At 51.1% G+C, this 19,807-nt stretch carries 12 protein-coding genes and 7 pseudogenes; 10 read left to right on the top strand and 9 right to left on the bottom strand.

Annotation, left to right across the window (positions count from 1 at the left end; genetic code table 11):
- Positions 1 to 257 precede the first annotated feature (257 nt).
- Together dapA and bamC are read left to right on the top strand one after the other, a co-directional pair.
- Positions 258 to 1,136, top strand: a complete 879-nt coding sequence (dapA, locus tag ABDK09_19595; GenBank protein XAW89094.1) for a 4-hydroxy-tetrahydrodipicolinate synthase — start codon at positions 258 to 260, stop codon at positions 1,134 to 1,136.
- A gap of 57 nt (positions 1,137 to 1,193) precedes the next feature.
- Positions 1,194 to 2,223: pseudogene (gene bamC / locus ABDK09_19590) on the top strand (outer membrane protein assembly factor BamC).
- Between the two features lie 77 nt (positions 2,224 to 2,300).
- Here the strand turns inward: bamC and ABDK09_19585 are convergent.
- The 4 genes and pseudogenes from ABDK09_19585 to ABDK09_19570 form a co-directional block, all read right to left on the bottom strand.
- Positions 2,301 to 2,543: a DUF2897 family protein gene (locus ABDK09_19585; GenBank protein ID XAW90788.1), complete on the bottom strand. Its 243-nt coding sequence runs from the start codon at positions 2,541 to 2,543 to the stop codon at positions 2,301 to 2,303.
- A 4-nt stretch (positions 2,544 to 2,547) separates the two neighbouring features.
- A complete protein-coding gene (locus ABDK09_19580; protein XAW90787.1) occupies positions 2,548 to 3,228 on the bottom strand; it encodes a M15 family metallopeptidase in 681 nt (226 codons plus the stop codon).
- A pseudogene (dapE, locus tag ABDK09_19575) lies at positions 3,228 to 4,366 on the bottom strand (succinyl-diaminopimelate desuccinylase). Before dapE ends, ABDK09_19580 begins: the two are co-directional and overlap by 1 nt.
- A 17-nt stretch (positions 4,367 to 4,383) precedes the next feature.
- Positions 4,384 to 4,731, bottom strand: coding sequence for an ArsC family reductase (locus tag ABDK09_19570; GenBank protein XAW89093.1), 348 nt, complete (start codon positions 4,729 to 4,731; stop codon positions 4,384 to 4,386).
- A 202-nt stretch (positions 4,732 to 4,933) separates the two neighbouring features.
- On the opposite strand from ABDK09_19570, the gene ABDK09_19565 reads away from it, so the two are divergent.
- From ABDK09_19565 to galK, 4 genes and pseudogenes are all read left to right on the top strand, one after another.
- Positions 4,934 to 5,221 (top strand): helix-turn-helix domain-containing protein, encoded by a 288-nt coding sequence (locus ABDK09_19565; protein ID XAW89092.1) that lies wholly within the window; start codon positions 4,934 to 4,936, stop codon positions 5,219 to 5,221.
- Positions 5,222 to 5,611: 390 nt separating this feature from the next.
- Positions 5,612 to 6,629 (top strand): annotated as a pseudogene (gene galE / locus ABDK09_19560) (UDP-glucose 4-epimerase GalE).
- A 29-nt stretch (positions 6,630 to 6,658) separates the two neighbouring features.
- On the top strand, positions 6,659 to 7,714 hold the full coding sequence (locus ABDK09_19555; protein ID XAW89091.1) for a UDP-glucose--hexose-1-phosphate uridylyltransferase: 1,056 nt from the start codon (positions 6,659 to 6,661) through the stop codon (positions 7,712 to 7,714).
- A 115-nt stretch (positions 7,715 to 7,829) separates the two neighbouring features.
- Positions 7,830 to 8,927: pseudogene (galK, locus tag ABDK09_19550) on the top strand (galactokinase).
- 303 nt (positions 8,928 to 9,230) lie between these two features.
- Here the strand turns inward: galK and ABDK09_19545 are convergent.
- The 5 genes and pseudogenes from ABDK09_19545 to ABDK09_19525 all read right to left on the bottom strand — a co-directional run bounded on the left by ABDK09_19545 (position 9,231) and on the right by ABDK09_19525 (position 15,266).
- Positions 9,231 to 10,242, bottom strand: a pseudogene (locus ABDK09_19545) (substrate-binding domain-containing protein).
- A gap of 64 nt (positions 10,243 to 10,306) precedes the next feature.
- Complete coding sequence (locus ABDK09_19540) at positions 10,307 to 11,035, bottom strand: 3'-5' exonuclease (protein ID XAW89090.1); 729 nt, start codon at positions 11,033 to 11,035, stop codon at positions 10,307 to 10,309.
- A gap of 1 nt (position 11,036) precedes the next feature.
- Positions 11,037 to 12,896 carry a DUF294 nucleotidyltransferase-like domain-containing protein gene (locus ABDK09_19535; protein ID XAW89089.1) on the bottom strand — a complete coding sequence of 620 codons (1,860 nt, stop codon included), beginning with the start codon at positions 12,894 to 12,896 and terminating at the stop codon, positions 11,037 to 11,039.
- A 93-nt stretch (positions 12,897 to 12,989) separates the two neighbouring features.
- Entirely contained in the window at positions 12,990 to 14,621 is a 1,632-nt protein-coding gene (locus ABDK09_19530; protein XAW89088.1) for a sodium/sugar symporter, read from the bottom strand.
- 303 nt (positions 14,622 to 14,924) lie between these two features.
- Positions 14,925 to 15,266, bottom strand: coding sequence for a DUF2956 domain-containing protein (locus ABDK09_19525; GenBank protein XAW89087.1), 342 nt, complete (start codon positions 15,264 to 15,266; stop codon positions 14,925 to 14,927).
- Between the two features lie 129 nt (positions 15,267 to 15,395).
- Here ABDK09_19525 and ABDK09_19520 point away from each other — a divergent pair, with 129 nt between their 5' ends.
- From ABDK09_19520 to ABDK09_19505, 4 genes and pseudogenes are all read left to right on the top strand, one after another.
- The gene (locus ABDK09_19520; protein XAW89086.1) at positions 15,396 to 15,860 is read left to right on the top strand and encodes a DUF2919 domain-containing protein; all 465 of its coding nucleotides are present in this window, start codon (positions 15,396 to 15,398) and stop codon (positions 15,858 to 15,860) included.
- Between the two features lie 130 nt (positions 15,861 to 15,990).
- Positions 15,991 to 16,897 (top strand): annotated as a pseudogene (locus ABDK09_19515) (Dyp-type peroxidase).
- A gap of 225 nt (positions 16,898 to 17,122) precedes the next feature.
- Positions 17,123 to 18,260 (top strand): annotated as a pseudogene (locus tag ABDK09_19510) (flagellin).
- A 115-nt stretch (positions 18,261 to 18,375) separates the two neighbouring features.
- Positions 18,376 to 19,512 carry a flagellin gene (locus ABDK09_19505; protein ID XAW89085.1) on the top strand — a complete coding sequence of 379 codons (1,137 nt, stop codon included), beginning with the start codon at positions 18,376 to 18,378 and terminating at the stop codon, positions 19,510 to 19,512.
- The last annotated feature ends 295 nt before the right edge of the window (positions 19,513 to 19,807 follow it).

The following is a 19,807-nucleotide window of genomic DNA, read 5'->3' as shown; positions in this document are numbered from 1 at the left end:
GGGAAAGCAGGCATAGAGCCTTTACCAAGTTGCGGTTCGCATCGAGCGCAGAAAGGGTTGTCTTTGGGCACAAATGACCACCGTTTGACATCCGGTGATTTGTACTGTGTATAAAGCACAGTACAGAATAGAATTAGTCTAAAGTCTGACATCTGATAAATATTCACTCATAAGGGCTATTTAAGCGGTTTGCCCCCCTTGTGTTTTTCAAGCGCCATGCAGTACCATGCAAGAGTTATCAATCTAGGGAGATAGACATGTTTTCAGGAAGTATCGTCGCGTTAATTACACCTTTTAATTCAGACGGTGAGGTCGATTATCGTAGCCTGAAAAAGCTGGTCGATTACCATATCGATGCTGGCACTGACGGAATTGTTTCTGTGGGAACAACCGGTGAATCAGCCACCCTCTCGATCGAAGAGCATGTCAAAGTTGTGGAGAAAACCGTTGAGTTTTCCGACGGGCGTATTCCGGTCATTGCGGGCACTGGTGCGAATGCAACCCATGAATCAGTGACGTTCAGCCGACTACTGAATAATACCGGCATCTCAGGTTACCTGAGTGTGACGCCGTACTACAACAAGCCGACTCAGGAAGGTTTGTATCAGCATTACAAAGTGATTTCTCAGGAAACCGACGTTCCGGTTATCCTTTACAACGTACCTGGCCGTACAGCGGTTGACATGAAACCAGAAACAGTGGCTCGTGTTGCGGAACTAAAAAACATTGTCGCACTCAAAGATGCAACAGGTGATTTGAGCCGTGTTGCCCTGCACCGTGAACTGTGTGGTAAAGATTTCGATCTGCTCAGTGGTGACGACGCGACCGGCCTCGAGTTTGTAAAACTGGGTGGTCAGGGGGTCATTTCGGTGACCAACAACGTTGCAGCTGCAGACATGGCAAAAATGATGCGTCTGGCGCTGGAAGGTAAGTTTGAAGAAGCTGAAGTGATTAACCAGCGTCTGATGGCGCTGCACAAAGGTCTGTTTGTTGAGTCCAGTCCGATTCCGGTTAAATGGGCGGCTCACAAAATGGGTCTGATTGCAGAAGGTGATCTGCGTCTACCTTTAACGGAACTCTCTGAACAAGCTCGTCCACTTGTTGCCCAAGCAATGACAGAAGCCTGTATTTTCTAAGGCACTATCCAGTACAATGCCGGGGTTTTCATACCCCGGTACATTTTAGGAGTTTCAATGAAGTTATCGCGTCAGCTGGTGGTTGGGTCACTGGCTGTTTTGGTGTTGAGTGCCTGTTCAAGCAGCCCAACGCAACGCCGCCAGGCCAAAGATGATTTTGCCTATCTAGAGACCAAAGATTTTAAACAGTGGGCATTGCCGGAAGGGGCAACGCCGCAGTTTTATCCCGATTACGATATTCCTCAAGGTGATTTCAAAGGTGGTGTCGGCACTGTGGTCGATATTCGTCCTCCGCAACAGGTGCTGGAACTGATTCCGGGCGCCAGAGCCGAAAGCCAGAATGGCAAAGTCACTTTGTGGATGATCCGTAAAGATGAAGCCGATCAAGTGTGGCAGACTGCGCTGATGATGATGCGTGAGCATAAAATCAAAGCGCGTCAGCAATCAGACACCCAAGTTGAAACCGACTGGGTGAACTGGGTCTCGGAAGATGAAGATGCCGAAATCGGCAGCCGTTACGAGCTGAGCCGGGTTGAAGCGAATAACCGTTACGGTTTCTCGGTTGCCCTGGTCGACTGGCAACAGGCTGGTGAACGTCAGGCGGTCTCTATGACTAATAAAGAACGTTATAGCGTGTTGATGACCAACCTGGTGACCGCTCGTTACGATCAGGAAGTGCGTGCGGAAGCGGAGCGTAAAGCTCAGGAGCTGGTGAAACAGATCCCGATCTCTATGGGTGCTGACCGCAGTGGCTTCCCGGTCATTATTGCTCGCTCTCCTTATAATGTTTTGTGGCCTCGACTGCCGGAGTTGCTGCCTCGAATGGGCTTTACTCTGGAAGAACGTAACCAGTCGCAAGGTACGATCAAGGCTAAATATGCCGCGCCGGATGATGAGTTTCTGGCAGCAAATCGGTGTGAAACCAATGAATCTTAAGGCTGGTACTTACACCTTCCTGTTTGGTGATTTGGGTAACCGCACGTCAATCAACGTGACAGATTCAGCGGGTAAACCGGTTGAAGAAGCGCTGTTGAAAGAGATGATGCCGGTGCTGGCGGCGATTTCAGAGCGTAGTAAAGCGCAATAAAGCCTTTATGAGCGTGACATCGTGATTAAAAACAAAAGGGACGCTGACGCGTCCCTTTTTACTGTCATTGCACTTTATTACTGCACTTTATCACGGTGTGAGCGTTTATCCTCACTGGCCTGGTCTTGTGCTGAGCCGGGCTGCGCTGCTGGTTCTCCGTGGCGCGCTTTATCCAGTTCATTGAGCTTGTCGAGCTCGCTTTTTGGCCGCTTTTCACCGAACTTGACCGTATTGGCCGTCTGTTTCAATGCGGCAATATTGCCCACGAACACAAAGATCACCAGCAGGGTGATAACCCAGGGATTGAGTAAGAAGTCTATCATCTCAGTCACTATCGCAAATATGGATAATATATTGAGTGTAGATCTGATTGAGGTGTTCGCGCACCCACTGTTTCGCCAAAATGGGCGCCTGTTCTAACTGCTGATCCAGCATCTGCGGCGTGAGAGCACTCAGACATTCACGTGCGGTCGTACGGTGGCTGATATGCCAGGGTTCAAATGCCACTCCGGAGCCATGTTGCTGGTAGGGGAAAAAGAAGCCGAAGCGGTGCAGGTTGCGTTGCAGCCATTGATAAAAAGGCCGCTGATGGGCTTCTAAGTACTCCCAGGGCTCAAGTTGCAGCGTTTGTCCCTCGGGCAGGGCATGACGATCAAAAACGTCAAAATCACTGCCCCAATGATGACGGCTGCCGCCGGGCAGGGCGGACCAGCGCAGGATAGCCTGCGCCTTTTCACCTTGCGATAACCGCGCCGTATCTAACGGCTGATTATCGGCATCGCGGATCACCGCTTCGCCGTTCATCTTACGGTTCCAGATCGCGAGCTGACGTTCAAACGAGCGAAAACCGCTGGCAATATTGAAATTAAAGCCGGCCGCATCGGCAGCTTGTTTCAACGCCAGTAAATCGGCGCTGACCTGTGGGTGGACCAGAAAGGCTTTCTGGCCCACCACGACTTCGGTCAGGTGTGACTCGGTTTGCCCGGTCAGCTGCTCCGCAGTCATCATTGCGCGAGAAGGTTCTCGAGAGTTTTCTGATACATGTCGGTCAGTTTTTCTAGATCCGCGATGTTCACGCACTCGTTTACTTTGTGGATAGTGGCGTTAACCGGACCCAGCTCCACGACCTGCGCTCCCATGCGGGCGATAAAACGGCCGTCTGAAGTTCCGCCTGTGGTCAGCAGTTGCGGCTGCTGATGATTGACTTCACTGACCGCTTTAACAACCGCATCGCGCAGAGCACCAGTATCGGTCAGGAAACGGATGACCGCTCAGTGTCCATTTCAGATCGTACTCAAGACCGTGCGCATCCAGAGTTGAGTGTACGCGACGTTTGATCTCTTCATCGGTCAGTTCGGTACTGAAACGGAAGTTAAACTGAACATTAAACTCGCCTGGAATCACGTTTGAGGCGCCGGTACCGGCATGCAGATTCGGGATCTGGAAGCTGGTTGGCGGGAAGTATTCATTGCCCTCATCCCAGGTGGTCGCGGCCAGTTCTGCCAGGGCAGGCAGTGCCTGATGAACCGGGTTATTGGCCAGGTGCGGGTAGGCGACGTGGCCCTGGGTTCCTTTGACCGTCAGATCGCCGGTGATAGATCCGCGACGACCGTTTTTCACCACGTCACCGACGTGCAGCGTGCTGGATGGCTCGCCGACGATGCACATGTCGATTTTCTCGTCACGCGCCATCAGGGTATCGACCACACGCGTGGTACCGTTGATAAACGGGCCCTCTTCGTCAGAGGTGATCAGGAAGGCGATTGAGCCTTTGTGATCCGGATTTTCAGCGATGAAGCGCTCCACGGCTACCACCATACAGGCCAGTGAGCCTTTCATATCTGCTGCGCCACGGCCATGCAGGTGGCCGTCGATAACGGTCGGTTCGAACGGAGGCGTATGCCATTGCGCCAGCGGTCCGGCAGGTACGACGTCAGTGTGACCGGCAAAAGCAAACAGCGGCGCTTCGCTGCCGCGGCGCGCCCAGAAATTGGTGGTGTCTTCAAACACCATCATCTCAATCTCAAAACCGAGTGCTTTAAGACGTTCGATCATCACGTCCTGACAACCCGCATCGAGCGGGGTCACAGACTGGCGGCTGATTAAATCTTTTGCGAGAGCCAGAAACTGGGCTGTCTGTCATCCTTGAAATCCTTGTATTTAAGAGAAAAGAGAAGCGTATTGTTCGGCTTTAAAACCGATATGGAGCTGACCATCGACACGCAGAACCGGGCGCTTGATCATCGCTGGTTGTTCAACCAGCAAAGGGATAGCGTTGTCCTGATTAAGACTATCTTTCTGTTCTTGTGTCAGTTGACGATAGGTAGTGCCACGTTTGTTGAGCACATTTTCCCAGCCGAGAGCCTGACAAAATTCGCTCACCAGATCAGCGTTGACGCCATCTTTACGATAGTCGTGAAACTGATAATCCACACCTTGTGCTTCGAGCCATTTGCGTGCTTTTTTAATCGTGTCGCAATTGGGAATACCGTACATAGTGATGGTCATAGGAATCCTTTGAATACTGCTTATTATGATGTTTGCCAAATCGTAACAGGAAGGCTTCCTTCTGACAAAAGTGTGATGAAACTATTTTCGTGAATTGAAAAATTATTCACTGGGCGGTGGCGATTAGCGAGTTATTGATCGAACTCAACACCTTGAGCTGCAAAACAGAAATAATGTGCTTAGCATAATTAGGAGGTTATCAATGGAATTGAGTCCTGTATTTGCAAGGCGCCTGTATTTAGCCTTGCTGGTGGAGAGTCTTGAGCGACCGAATGTTCCCAAACTGATTGAGAAGACCGGTTGGCCGCGGCGTACTATCCAGGATGTGATCAAAGCACTGCCGGGGATCGGTATTGAATTGATGTTCATTCAGGATGGCCGACGTCATAACGATGGCTATTACCAGCTGTCTGATTGGGGGCCGTTCGACAGTCAGTGGGTACTGGATCGCAAAACGGCTATCGCTGCCAGTCTGGGTTTCAGTGCCTGAACACGGTCGCTAGTCCGACCCGACCAAGATGCGTCGTCCGCCAGGACGGCGCATTTTTTTCATTTCCGCCGTTGCCGTGTTTATGGTGTGTGTCCCCTTTAGGGGGTTTTAGGGTGTCCGTCCTGCTAGTCGTTTCTTCGCAGATAAGAGCGCCCGGACTCTGCCCCGAGACGCTGAGTAAAGCCTGTTTAACGACTCTGATAAGTATGGTGGTGAAAACGCTATCTCTTTTCCTGACCCCTTGTTTTAACACTCCCAGTTTTTCCTTAAGCCATTTATTGCCAAATTTGTGGAAACGTTTACACCTTGAGAGCAGAGTCACAGAAAGTGCGCTTAGATTGAGGATAAACTGCAACCCATAGTCAACAGACAACGAACAAGAGGTGACAGGTGAACGTTCTTATTACAGGTGGTATGGGATACATCGGCAGCCACACATGTGTACAGATGATAGCGGCCGGTATGACGCCGGTGATTGTCGATAATCTGTGTAATGCCAAGGCAGAAGTACTTAACCGGATAGAAGCGTTGACCGGCGTGCGCCCGCGTTTCTTTGTCGGCGATGTTCGCGATGAAGAGTTTTTGGATTCGGTGTTTGCCCAGACGTCAGTCAAGGCGGTAGTCCATTTTGCTGGTCTGAAAGCGGTCGGGGAATCGGTCAGCAAACCGATTGAGTATTACGACAATAATGTTAACGGCACGCTGGTTTCTGCTGCGCAGTATGCGCAAAGCCGGAGTGAAAAGCCTGGTCTTCAGTTCATCTGCGACAGTATACGGCGACCCGCAACAAGTGCCGATCACTGAATCGTCTCCGACCGGTGCCACCACCAATCCGTACGGACGCAGCAAATACATGGTGGAACAGTGTCTGACGGATCTGTTTGCCGCTGAGCCGGACTGGAGTATCACTCTGCTGCGTTATTTCAATCCGGTCGGTGCTCACCCGTCTGGCAGCATGGGCGAAGACCCGCAAGGCATTCCCAACAACCTGATGCCATTTATTGCCCAGGTTGCCGTCGGGCGCCGTGACAAACTGGCGGTGTTCGGTGATGACTATGCCACGCCTGACGGTACCGGTGTGCGTGACTATATCCATGTGATGGATCTGGCCGATGGCCATATTGCGGCACTGGATAAAGTCGGCTCTGAGGCCGGGTTGCATATTTTTAACCTCGGTACTGGTAAAGGGTCTAGTGTGCTGGATATGGTCAAGGCGTTCAGCGATGCATGTGGTCAGCCGGTACCTTATGAGATCTGCCCGCGTCGTCCCGGTGATATTGCCGAATGCTGGGCCAGTACCGACAAAGCCCTTCAGCAACTGGGCTGGCAGGCAACACGCAGTGTGGCTGAAATGACCAGAGATACCTGGCGCTGGCAGTCACAAAACCCGCAAGGTTATCAGGACTAACGGCCCATACATTGTTTAGGTAATCACAGATGACAAATATTGAATTTAATCCGGTGGATCATCCGCACCGTCGCTATAACCCTCTGACCGGACAATGGGTATTGGTCTCTCCCCATCGTGCCAAGCGCCCGTGGAGCGGTCAGGACGAAACACCGTCTACCGCCCTGTTACCGAGCTATGATCAGCACTGTTTTCTCTGTCCGACCAACGCCCGGATTTCGGGCGATGTGAACCCGGATTATTCGGGGACTTATGTGTTCAATAATGATTTTGCGGCGTTAATGACGGATTCACCGCAAGCTCCGCAGTCGGACAGTCCGCTGTTTAAAATTCAGGGTGTGACCGGTTTGAGCCGGGTAATTTGCTTTTCTCCGGATCACAGCAAAACCCTGCCGGAGCTTCCGGTTGCCGGAATTCGCGCCGTGATTGATACCTGGAATGAGCAGATTGAAGAGCTGGGTAAAGAGTACCTCTGGGTGCAGGCGTTTGAGAACAAGGGTGAAACCATGGGGTGTTCGCAGCCACACCCGCATGGCCAGATTTGGGCCAACAGCTTCTTACCCAATGAAATTGAGCGTAAAGAAGCCAACCTCAAAGCCTATTACCAGCAACACGGTACTAACCTGCTGGTGGATTATGTTCAGGCAGAGCTGGCTGACGGTTCACGCATCGTGGTGGAAACAGAGCACTGGGTGGCACTGGTGCCTTACTGGGCTGCCTGGCCGTTTGAAACCATGCTGCTGCCCAAGACCCATGTTCGGCGCATGAATGAACTGAGCGATGAGCAACGTGATGATCTGGCGCTGGCAATTAAAAAACTGACCAGTCGTTACGATAACCTGTTCCAGTGCTCTTTCCCGTATTCGATGGGCTGGCATTATGCGCCGTTTTTCAGCGCCGGAACCGATATCGAACACTGGCAGTTACATGCACTGTTCTATCCGCCTCTGCTGCGCAGCGCCACAGTGCGTAAGTTCATGGTCGGTTATGAAATGCTGGCTGAAACTCAGCGTGATCTGACCGCGGAACAGGCGGCGCAGCGTCTGCGTGATGTCGCGGACATCCACTATAAAGAACAAGCCTGATTAGTCGGTACGGCGTGCTTTCAAGCGCCGTCTTTAACCAAAGAGAATTTAATGATGTCTGATCTTAAACACACGGTAAGCGCGTCTTTTCACGCCGCGTTTCGGCTGTCAGCCAAGCCATATTATTCAAGCTCCGGGGCGGGTCAACCTGATCGGTGAACATACCGATTACAATGACGGCTTTGTACTGCCGTGCGCCATCGACTATCAGACTGTCGTGGCGGCGAAAAAACGCGATGACAATGTAGTACGTGTCGTTGCCTGTGACTACGACAACCAGATGGACGAATTTACCCTCGACGGTGATATCCGTTTTGTGGATGACAAAATGTGGGCCAACTACATCCGTGGTGTTGTGCTTTGCCTGCGCGAGCGCGGTCAGATTTTCCGCGGGATTGATCTGGCGGTCAGCGGCAACGTTCCACAGGGGGCAGGGCTGAGTTCCTCAGCGGCACTGGAAGTGGTGATCGGTCAGACCTTTAAAGAGCTGTATCAGTTGCCGCTGTCACAAGCTGAGATTGCGCTTAATGGTCAGCAGGCAGAAAACGAATTTGTCGGCTGTAACTGCGGCATTATGGACCAGCTGATTTCCGCTCAGGGCGAGGATAATCATGCTCTGCTGATTGATTGCCGCAGCCTGGAAACCGAGGCGGTTTCAATGCCGCAGGATATGGCCGTTGTGATCATTAACTCCAACAAGCAGCGCGGGCTGGTCGACAGCGAATATAACACCCGTCGTCAGCAGTGTGAGCAGGCCGCGCAGTGGTTCGGTGTTAAAGCTCTGCGTGATGTCAGTATGGAGCAGTTTAATGCCCGCGGTGCCGGGCTCGATGAAATGGTGGCCAAGCGCGCCCGTCATGTGATCAGCGAAAATGCCCGGACTCTGCAGGCGGCGCAGGCGCTGCGTAATGCAGACATGGTGGAGTTGGGGAAACTGATGGCCGAGTCCCATGCTTCAATGCGTGATGATTTTGAAATCACCGTGAGTGAAATTGATACGCTGGTCGACATTGTAAAACAGGTGATCGGTACACAGGGCGGCGTGCGTATGACCGGTGGTGGTTTTGGCGGTTGTGTGGTTGCGCTGGTTCCACCTGCGCTGGTGGACGCCGTTAACGTCGCCGTCGCGCAGCAATACCAGGCCGCGACCGGACTGAAAGAGAGTATTTATGTCTGCCAAGCCAAAGCAGGGGCCGGCCTGGTCGAGTGTTGATAAGCTGCCGGTGCTAATGCCCCGGCGATGATTTTCGGTTTTTCATAGCCAGTTACCCATGGCAACATCTTGAGCATAGTCGCGTTTACTTGTAGGGAGTGGCGCGGCGCGCGAACTGCCTTTTCGGGGGGAGAAAGCAGTGCGTGTGGCAAGGTTGTTGATCATGGGTTTTTTTATGATTCATCAGGTGCTGTTGCGCGCACAATCGGTACGTGGCCTGCCTGCCAGAACAAAAAAGCTCACTTTGTCAGTGAGCGTTTTGGCAGGGTGTTTTCTTGGCTGGGCGCGGATGTCGCCGGTCGCTTAATCTGCCAACGCCACGGCGACGGAATCACGCTTGACCATGGTCGGAGAATAGCGTTTCGGACTGGTGTCCGCTTCCGTCGGCTGTTTAGCCAGATACAGGGCGAGCTGGGCGGCGTTTTCCGCCATCATCTGAATCGGATAACGCACTGTGGTCAGGCGCGGTTTGACGTAGCGCGCAATCAGTCCGTCATCAAAGCCGACAATCGAGATCTGCTGCGGAACCGCAATGCCGTTTTCCTCCATCACTGACAGGGCGCCGGCGGCCATATTGTCGTTGTAAGCGACGATAGCACTGATATCAAGTCCTTTACTGAGCAGATTGAGCATCGCCTGCTCACCACCTTCACTGCTCGGATCGCCATATTCAACATAGCTGTCAGGCTGGGCTAAGCCATGCTCCTGCAGCGCATCATGATAACCGCTCAGCCGTTCGTCCACATCGGTGATCTGATGGCTGGAAGCGATAAAAGCGATTTTGCTATGCCCCTGGCGAATGAGAAAATCCGTCGCCAGATGCGCACCTTTGTGGTTGTCGAGATAGATGCAGCGCTCGGCCAGTTCGGGAATAAAGCGGTTGATGATCACCATGCCCGGCGCTTCCTGCGCAAAGGCAATCAGTTCGGCATCACTCAGCGCTTTAGCGTGGATCACCAGCGCATCACAACGGTTGTTGATCAGCAGTTCGATAGAAACGGCGCTCATCTTCGGGATTATGGTAACCATTACCAACCAGCAGATGTTTTCCGTGCTGGCGTGCCACGGTATCCACGGCTTTGACCAGGGTGCCGAAAAACGGGTCAGACACATCCGATACCAGCACTCCCATAGTCTGGGTACTCTGACTGACCAGAGCCCGCGCGGCGGCATTGGGGCGATAGCCAAGCTCACTCATTGCTTTAGTGACTGCGTCAATCGACGCCTTACTCGCCTTCGGTGATTTATTGATCACGCGCGATACGGTGGCGACGGATACGCCGGCGGCCTTTGCTACGTCTTTGATGGTTGCCATGGGCTGTAAACCTTTCTTGTTAGCTGTTGTGGGAGCCGGGCAGGGCGCGGTTCGTACATCGGTATTACCCGGACGCTTTCAACACTGTTTCTAATGGAACATACTCTTTGGCATACAGACGTTTTTGTTGGGCCAGATAGAGTTCTGCGGTCGAAATGGCGTCCGACAGTGCATGATGCGCCTGATAATCGGGCAGATTATAACGCTGGCGCATTGCACTCAGTCGCCAGTCATTAATCGCCCGGTGAGGCGCAGTGTGGGAAGCGAATTGACGGTAAGTTTGTTCGATTTTCAGTGTGTCCAGCCAGATTAATGGTAACTCGGGCCAGCCTTGTAACTGAGTGAATTGCCGGATAAATTGCCGTTCAATCACGCTACCGTGTGCGAGTAACACTTTACCTTTTAACTCAGTAAATAGTACCTCAATTGCTTGCGGCAGTGGTATCCCCTGCTGTTGCATTTGCGGCAGGATATGGTGAATCCGGGCCTGTTGGTGATGATTTTGTGATAACGGTTTCACTAAAAAGTACTGCGCGCCCGACAAACGGATAATGTTGTTGATGACAGGTACCCAGCCAATACTGACAATCTGGTCGCTGCTGGCATCCAGACCTGTGGTCTCAATATCCAGCGCCAGTATCGGTTGCTGGCGTACATCATAATCGGCCTGGGGCAGCGGGTGGCGTAACCAGGATTGCAGGTATGGCGGCAGGTGCGTGCTCTCATTGAGTATCTGCTGACGTTGCTGTTCCAGTTGGCGCAGCAACGATGATGTTGCGATTCTGCTTAACATCTTATTGTCCGAACTTGACCCGCATTGCATCTTGTAAGCCGGAGATGATCCGGAATGCGTCTTTGAGATGCTGGCGTTCAAAGCTTCCAAACCGATCCGGCTGCAGCAAATTATTGACTGGACGACCGCTGCGCAGCGCATCAACCTGATGCTGGTTACGCAGGTCGGTGACAAAGTGATAAATCCCCAGGCAGTCCTGATAAGAGGAGTGGCTGAGCAGCGAATGTTGCTCGGCAAATTGCAGGCGAGACAGGGTGTCCTGCATCTGACCGCCGGCACTGAGCGCGTAAATACGCGCCATGTCAACCAGGCAGCTCAGAGCCGCGTGTTTGATATCGAGTGTTTTTTCTCCGCTGAGGCCATCTTTTTTAAGGACCAGATTGTTGAAGATACCAAGCGGCGGACGGGTGCGCAGTGTGTTGGTTACCAGCGCAGCCATCAGTTTCGGATTGGCACTGATCTGCTGTTGGCGCTGGCTGTCAAGGGCGGCAAACAGGCTCTGATCACCGGCGATATGACGAATTTCAATAAACACGTTCAGATTGAGTAACTGGTCATATTCCGGCGCCCGTGACCACTTGCGGTAGTACTCCTGCCAGATGTGCAGCGGCTGACACCATTGCCGGGTCACGGCCATAAAGCGACCGTTACATAATGCATAGCCACACTGATCCAGCCCTTTACACAAGTACATCGCCAGATGGCTGAAATAGGCTTTGTCGCTCTCTGTTACATAATCAGCAAGGATCAGGGCATTATCCTGATCTGAACCAAGATGGACTTCATGTCGGGCATGGGAGCCGGCTGCAATCCAGCTGAATGCGCACGGCGCCGTGCCGAGGTGTTGCTCAGCCAGCTCCAGCAGGCGGCAGGTAAACGCATCGTAAATCCGTGTCATGACCTGGCTGATGATGTCACTGGAAACACCGCTTTCCACCAAGGCACAAAACAGCGCATTGCGTTCCGTGCCTAGTTCGCTCAGAGCTACAACCGAATCGGCCTGGCGAATTTTTTCGTTGAGAAACACCGCCTGAATACTGTGTTTTTGGATCAGTTGCTGTGGGGTAATGATGCCCACAATGGCAAAGTTATCGTCGACGACCGGAATATTCTGGATGTGATGCTGCATCATCAACTCAGTGGCATTCAAGACCAGATCGCGGCGGTTTACCGTGTGAAGGTGCGTGGTCATGATGGAAGATATCGGTTGTTGGACATCCCAGCCCTGGGCCACGACCCGTTTGGTCATGTCTTTATCTGTCACCAGGCCAATCAGTTTTTGTTGCTCATCGACAATCGCCGCACATGAACTGCGCAGTTCGTTCCGCATCCGGTGTGCAACCTGCTGAATCGTGGTATCCGGTGAAACAATCGCAATCTTTGAGTTGAGCAATTGACTGACCGGTTGCAGAAAAATAGTGTCAGCGCTCTCGGTGACCGGCCGATGGGTTGAGTGGGCCAGACGGGTGGGGATATTAGGCGCAAGCTGAGCTATAACTTGCGGGTAGTCCGCCACTTTTTCCAGCAAAGATGCATAATTAATCCGGTACAGCAGCGTATTTTCCAGTGCCACAACGCGGTATTCCGGTTGGTGGTGGTTTTGGCTTAAGCCAAAGATGTCATCACTGCCAAGACGGGAACGCAGGCTGCCATCCTGATAACGTTGTTCAATCACGCCAGCCCGGATCAGGTACAGGAATTGTTGCTGCGCCGATTGGTGCGAATCAAGGTATTCATTCTGCCCGAGATAAAGGATTTCGACCGAATGCGCTATCTGATTGACGGTTTCAGTTTTGAGCTGATCGAATGGTGACATGGATTGCAGAAAAGTAACGATATTCGGCAGTAACTCTTGATGCATATCTGGCTCACTGAGTGCGGATTAATAAAACGGATGAAGCCCCGCCGTCAGGCAGGGCTTGATATCATAACTTTAGGTTATGTCTGACAGGATTTACCAGAAAATGGTGTACAGCACAGCCAGAGCAATCATGATGGCATACGCGGCAATATTGAAGTTTTTGCCGGTGGCAAACATCGATGATGTCAGTGTGATGCCTTTCGGATCGTCATCATTGGCTGAGGTACTCAGGCTGGTAAATGCGATCACCACGATAGTGAACAGCAGGGTGTACAGCATCTGGTCCATGAATGGCATGTTAAGAGGCATGAATTTCAGGAACAGAGCAAACGGAATGGAAAGTACCACACCTGTGATTGCGCCTTTGCTGGTGGTCTTTTTCCAGAACAGACCCAGCAGGAACACAGCCAGAATGCCCGGGCTGACCAGACCAGTGTACTCCTGGATATACTGAAATGCCTGACCAATACCGCCCAGCATAGGCGCGACCATACAAGCAATAACCAAAGCGACTACCGCAGTGATACGACCCACATTAACCAGTTTGTGGTCGCCGGTTTGCGGGGCTATGTACGCTTTGTAGATGTCCATCGTGAAGATGGTGGCGGTTGAGTTCAGCATCGAAGCCAGTGATGACACGATAGCGGCTGCCAGTGCTGCAAATACGACACCTTTCAGACCCACCGGCAGGAACTGGGTCAGCCATGGGTAGGCTTTATCCGCGTGCGCGGCACTTGGCATATTGTTGGTCGCCATCTCGCCCATGCTCGCCATCAGCTCAGGTGAGCTGGTAATCACGTAGGCGGCAATGCCCGGAATTACCACTAAAAATGGCACAATCAGTTTCAGAAAAGCGGCGAACAGAATCCCTTTTTGCGCTTCCGGTACTGATTTAGCGGCCAGCGTGCGCTGGATAATATACTGGTTAAAGCCCCAGTAATACAGGTTCGCTACCCACAGACCACCGATCAGTACGGCAATGCCCGGCAGGTTCATGTACTGCGGATTGCTTTGGTCGAGGACCATTTCAAAGTGACCCGGTGCGGCGTCAATCATGGTCGACAGACCGCTGAACCAGCCGTTTTCACCGCCGATAAAACCGACCGCCATGTAAGTCGTCAGCAAGCCACCCAGTACCAGGAAGAACACCTGAATTACATCGGTCCAGACCACGGCTGACAGACCGCCATAGATAGAGTAGACCAGAGCAAACAGTGCCAGACCAAGGATGGAGTACATCAGCGGAATACCAAGAATGGTTTCCAGCGCCAGGCCACCCAGATAAAGCACTGAGGTCAGGTTGACAAAGACGTACAGGGCAATCCAGAACACCGCCAGAATGGTTTTAAGGTTTTTATTAAAGCGTTGCTCAACAAATTCCGGGATGGTGTAAATGCCTTTATCGATAAAAATAGGCAGGAAGTATTTACCAACGATGATAAGGGTTAACGCGGCCATCCATTCGTAAGAGGCAATCGCCAGACCGATGGAAAATCCGGAACCGGACATACCAATAAATTGTTCTGCAGAGATGTTGGCTGCGATCAGCGAGGCACCCACGGCCCACCAAGGCAGTGATTTACCGGCCAGGAAGTAATCTTCGGTACTTTTGGCCACGCCTTTTTTATCGCGTGATACCCAGAGACCGACTGCAATGATGATGGCAACGTAGATGGCAAAAACCAAGATGTCTATAAAGCTCAGACCATTTTGTATATGGGACATTTTTTGTTCCTAATGATAATTATGTTTCACGTCGACACTGTAAACGTTTCCACCATCTATGGATGCTAGCTTAATCACATTTTGATAAAGAGGTTATGAGAAGATAAAATCACCATAAAAGCTGTGCTAATAAAGGGTAGTAAAGAACAATTTCGTGAATGGTGATGGAAGATGGCCAGTAAACGGATTGCATCAAGGAGGAATGGAATGGCTAATTTAACGCAGAGTCGCGAATTGGTTGGTATCGTTTACAAAAAAATATCAAGCAGCGGGAGAAACCGGGGCGGCTTCTCCCGGCGCATATTAACCAAATGTGTAGAGCGCAAAACCGAGCCAACTCACTACCAGCAGTATCCAGGGCAGTCGGATCGGCCATGGCGAAGCGGCTTGTGTTTCTGAGCCGGATGGTTGTGAGGCATCGTCATGGCTCGAAGTCGCCTGTTTGCTTTTCAGGGCTTTTTTACGTGCCCGGTCGGCTTGGCGCTGCTTCTCTTTTTGCTCTTTTTTATACAGGGCAATGCCTTTCTCAATCCCTTGTGCAATCAGCTTGGTCTGCTCTTTAGTCTGGCCGGGCTTTTGCGTTGCTCTGGCAATTTTATTGGCGTCGTCTTGGGTTTGCGGCGACGCGACGATTTTGTTTTTCATTTCAGCCGTCCTGTCAGTTTTAGCCAAGGGTAACATGAAGCGTGATGGGCACCAAAAGTAGCGTTTGCATATAGCTATTTGAATTCATTGCGCTAAAGTGGAAGGCAATAATAAATCAGGTGAAGTACCGTGCGTTACGCGATTGAACAATATGATAAACATGGTTATCTGAAGGCGCCGATCTGGTTGTGGCTTGGGTGGGCATTTCTGGCGCGAGCCTGGGTTGTCTTTGTGGTGGCAGGCGTCAGCCGTACCAGCGGCGCTGACATTCTGGCCTGGGTCTATCCGAGTACTGCCAGTTTATATCTTGGTTTGTTGTCCGGTTTGCCCGGGTTGGTTCTGATGTGGCTGATTGGGCTGCGTGACCCGCAGCGGCCTATTATTAATACGCTGGCCGGCAGCGGACGCTGGATTACCTTACTGACGCTGCTGCTGCAATCTGCTCAGGCCGGCTATCATAGCTATTTACAACACGGCAGCTTTCACTGGGCGAATGCACTGACCCTGTTGATTCTGTTATGGTTAGTTTTGTATCTGCTGCGTAGTCGCAGAGTAAAAGATTGTTTTAGCGACCCGATGGGCGCTAATCGATAACAGCGCCGGATACGTACAAAACAGCATTTATTTGTCGATGAGCCGACCGGCGCCTGGATTGGCGTGCAGCACAGGGTTGGCTTGTCTGTTGATTGGATACACTGAGCAAAAACAAAAGTGAGGACTTAATATGTCAACGCCACAGTCGGCTATTTTGCCGGAAGCGAAACCCTTCGCACTGTATAGTCTTTTGAAAATTAAGCAAAACTACGCTCAGGTTCTTGAGCAGTTGCAGGCCTTACCTGCGCTGGTGGAGGAGCTGAACGCAACGCAGCCAGGCGCGGAATTGAGCCTGTCCATCGCATTCAGTAAGGCGTTTCTGGCAGCAGCTGGAAACGCCGATGCCGGAAGAATTAATTGATTTTTCTCCGCTGGGAGAAGGCGCAACTCAGGCACCGGCAACCGATGTAGATGTGCTGATTCACTGTCACAGCCTGCGTCACGACCTGCTGTTTTATGTGATGCGTAAATATTTGGAGCAAGTGGCAGAGGATGTTGAGGTTGTCGATGAAACCTATGGGTTCCGCTACCTTGATGCCCGTGACATGACCGGCTTTATCGACGGCACAGAAAACCCGAAGCAGGAGCAGCGCCGTGAAGTCGCCATCATACCGGATGGTGAATTTACCGGGGGCAGCTATGTGATGGTGCAGCGTTTTGTTCACAACCTGCCAGCCTGGAATCGCCTTAATGTGTCCGCGCAGGAAAAGGTCATCGGTCGTACCAAAGTTGATTCGGTCGAGCTGGATAATGTGCCTGCCGCTTCCCATGTCGGCCGGGTTGATATTAAAGAGCAGGGGAAAGGGCTGAAAATTGTGCGCCACAGCCTGCCTTATGGCAGCGCCAGCAGTGAGCATGGTCTGCTGTTTATTGCTTACTGCAACACACTGCACAATATTAAGACTATGCTCGACAGCATGTATGGTGTAACCGACGGCAAAACCGATCAGCTGTTACGCTTTACTCAGGCAGTCACGGGTGCCTATTTCTTTGCGCCGTCTGAAGTCATGTTGCAGCAACTGACGCTAAAGGTTTAACTGCAACGTCCTAAATATCTCCCTTCATTTTTACAGATAGTGGTGGTCGCGAACTGCCACTTTCTGTTCTCCGTGCATCGCTCCTGTATAAATGATGACCTGTTTTAGGTAATCAGCTTGATTTGTTTCTGTTTTTGTTGAGTTTTTTGTTTATTTCACCTCAAGTTTAATTTTTTGGGTCGATATCACACTATTCATGCAATGTGTGGTGAGGTGAAGCATCGAATGACCATAACAATTAATAGTAGTTTTTCGACTCTGGCTGCTCAGCGGCATTTGAACGAGTCGACTAAGTTGCTGAACCTGTCCGTTGAAAAAATGTCGTCCGGTAACCGGATTAACAGCGCCGGTGATGACGCCGCAGGTCTGCAAATTTCCAATCGCCTGGAATCTCAAATGACAGGGTTGGAAGTGTCTACAGATAATGCCAATCATGGTATTTCTGTTATGCAGACGGCTGAAGGAGCGATGCAGGAAACGACGAGTATTCTGCAAAGAATGCGTGATTTATCCTTACAGGCTGCGAATGGGGTAAACAGTCAGGGGGATCGTCAGGCCTTACAGGAAGAGATGGGTGCGTTAAACGATGAGTTAAATCGGGTTGCCGAAACTACCTCATTTGCCGGAAAAAAGCTGATCAACGGAACCTTTGGTAAAACGTCCTTTCAACTGGATACGGAATCCGGACAGGCGATGCAGATCGGACTGAAAAGTATGCGCTCAGACACCATGGCAATGGGGGGATTAAGTTACAAATCTCAGGAGATGGCAGACAGTCATTGGCGAGTAGAAACCTGGCCGTAATCAATTCAGCATTTCGTTCCTTAATAAAGACGGAAGGCAGGAAAGCATCGATATTGAGGCCAAACCGGACGATGATATTGAGCAAGTAGCGACTTACATTAATGGCCAAACGGATAAAGTATCGGCTTCGGTGAATGAAAAAGGTCAGTTGCAGATCTACATGGCCGGTAAAGAGACTTCGGGCACTCTGTCTTTCAGTGGTGGCCTGGCCGACGCACTGCAAATGAGCTTCAGCGGATACGAATCAGTCAATGATCTTGATATCACATCGGTGGGGGGAGCACAGCGCTCTGTTGCGGTACTGGATACCGCTCTTGAGTATGTAGATAACCATCGTGCCGAGCTGGGAGCCTGGCAAAATCGGTTAGGACACACCATCAGTAATCTGAACAATGTTAATAAAAATATATCCGATTCTAACCGAAGAATTAAAGATACCGATTATGCTAAAGAAGCTGCCAAAATGGTCAAGCAGCAAATGTTGCAGCAGGCCGGAACATCAGTACTGGCACAAGCGAAAAGTCAATCTGGCCTGGCTGTCAGTTTACTCGGAGGCTGATATATGATGCCGGCCGACGGGCACTTCAGGTAAATTCTATCCGGTACTAAAGTTTAGTGCCGGTCTGCCGATACAGCTTGCATACACGATACTCAGCACAGGGTGCCTTCACTGCATGGCGATTACGGTCAACACCAATATCTCAGCGCTTATAGCCCAGCGGCATTTGACCAGCGCGACCGATATGCTCAATCAGTCAATGGAGCGGTTGTCTTCTGGAAACAGAATCAACAGCGCTAAAGATGATGCGGCAGGTTTGCAGATCTCTAATCGACTCAAAGCGCAGATGAGTGGGCTGGATGTAGCGGTACGTAATGCCAATGACGGCATTTCAATCATGCAAACTGCTGAAGGCGCGATGCAGGAAACCACCAATCTTCTCCAGCGAATGCGGGATTTGTCTTTGCAATCGGCGAACGGGTCAAACAGTAAGCAGGATAGCGTCGCTTTACAGGAAGAAATGGGCGCTTTGAATGATGAACTGAACCGAATCGCTGAAACTACCTCTTTTGGTGGGCAAAAATTGCTCAATGGTTCTTTCGGTCAGGCGTCTTTCCAGATTGGTGCCTCATCCGGCGAGGCTGTGCAGCTATCACTGAAAAGCATGCGCTCTGATGATATCAATATGGGTGGTTTCAGTTATGTTGCCGCCGGAATGGCAGATAAAGACTGGCGGACCGGTAATGGCCGAAATGAGCTGAACATCTCTTACCTTAATGCGCGTGGTCAGCAAGAGCAGATCACCATCCAGGCCCGTAATGGCGATGACATTGAACAGCTGGCTACCTACATTAATGGTCAGACCGATAAGGTCTCAGCATCGGTTAATGATAAAGGACAGTTACAGATTTTCATGGCCGGTAAAGAAACGGCGGGCACTTTATCTTTCAGCGGCAGTCTGGCCGATGAGCTGCAGATGAACCTGCAAGGTTATGAAGCGGTTGATAATCTCGATATTACTTCGGTTGGCGGTGCGCAGCGTGCTGTGTCAGTACTGGATACCGCTATGCAGTATGTCGACAGCCATCGCTCGGAATTGGGGGCGATGCAAAACCGTTTTGGTCATGCCATTAACAATCTGGATAATGTGCATGAGAATCTTGCATCATCCAACAGTCGGATTAAAGATACCGACTACGCCAAAGAAACCACTCAAATGGTTAAGCAGCAGATCCTGCAGCAGGTCAGTACTACGATTCTGGCTCAGGCACGCAATCAGCCCAATATCGCCCTGACCCTGCTGGGTAACTAGCATTCCGTTCACTGTTATTTAGGAAAAGGTCAGGAAAAGGTTTGTTCTGACCTGATGCTCATCATCGCTTCTGCTCACTGATAGATTTTGTGATAACGAACAGGTCTTGTTACAGCGAATAAGTCTTATTGGTAAGCAGAACCAAGCGGTATCGACAAGCGCTTGAAAAGCTTTAGTGAAAAACGGAATTTTTTAGCTCTTTTTGTAGTTTCGTCACTTTTAATCCGCTAAAGCAACTTTTTTCAAAAAAATCTTAAAATCGACCTAAAGCTTTTCAGCCCCACGCCGTTAAAGA

Source organism: Vibrio sp. CDRSL-10 TSBA, from assembly GCA_039696685.1.
Classification (GTDB): Bacteria; Pseudomonadota; Gammaproteobacteria; order Enterobacterales; family Vibrionaceae; genus Vibrio.
The sequence above is the reverse complement of the archived record's forward strand: the minus strand, read 5'-3'. Positions and strand labels throughout refer to the sequence as shown.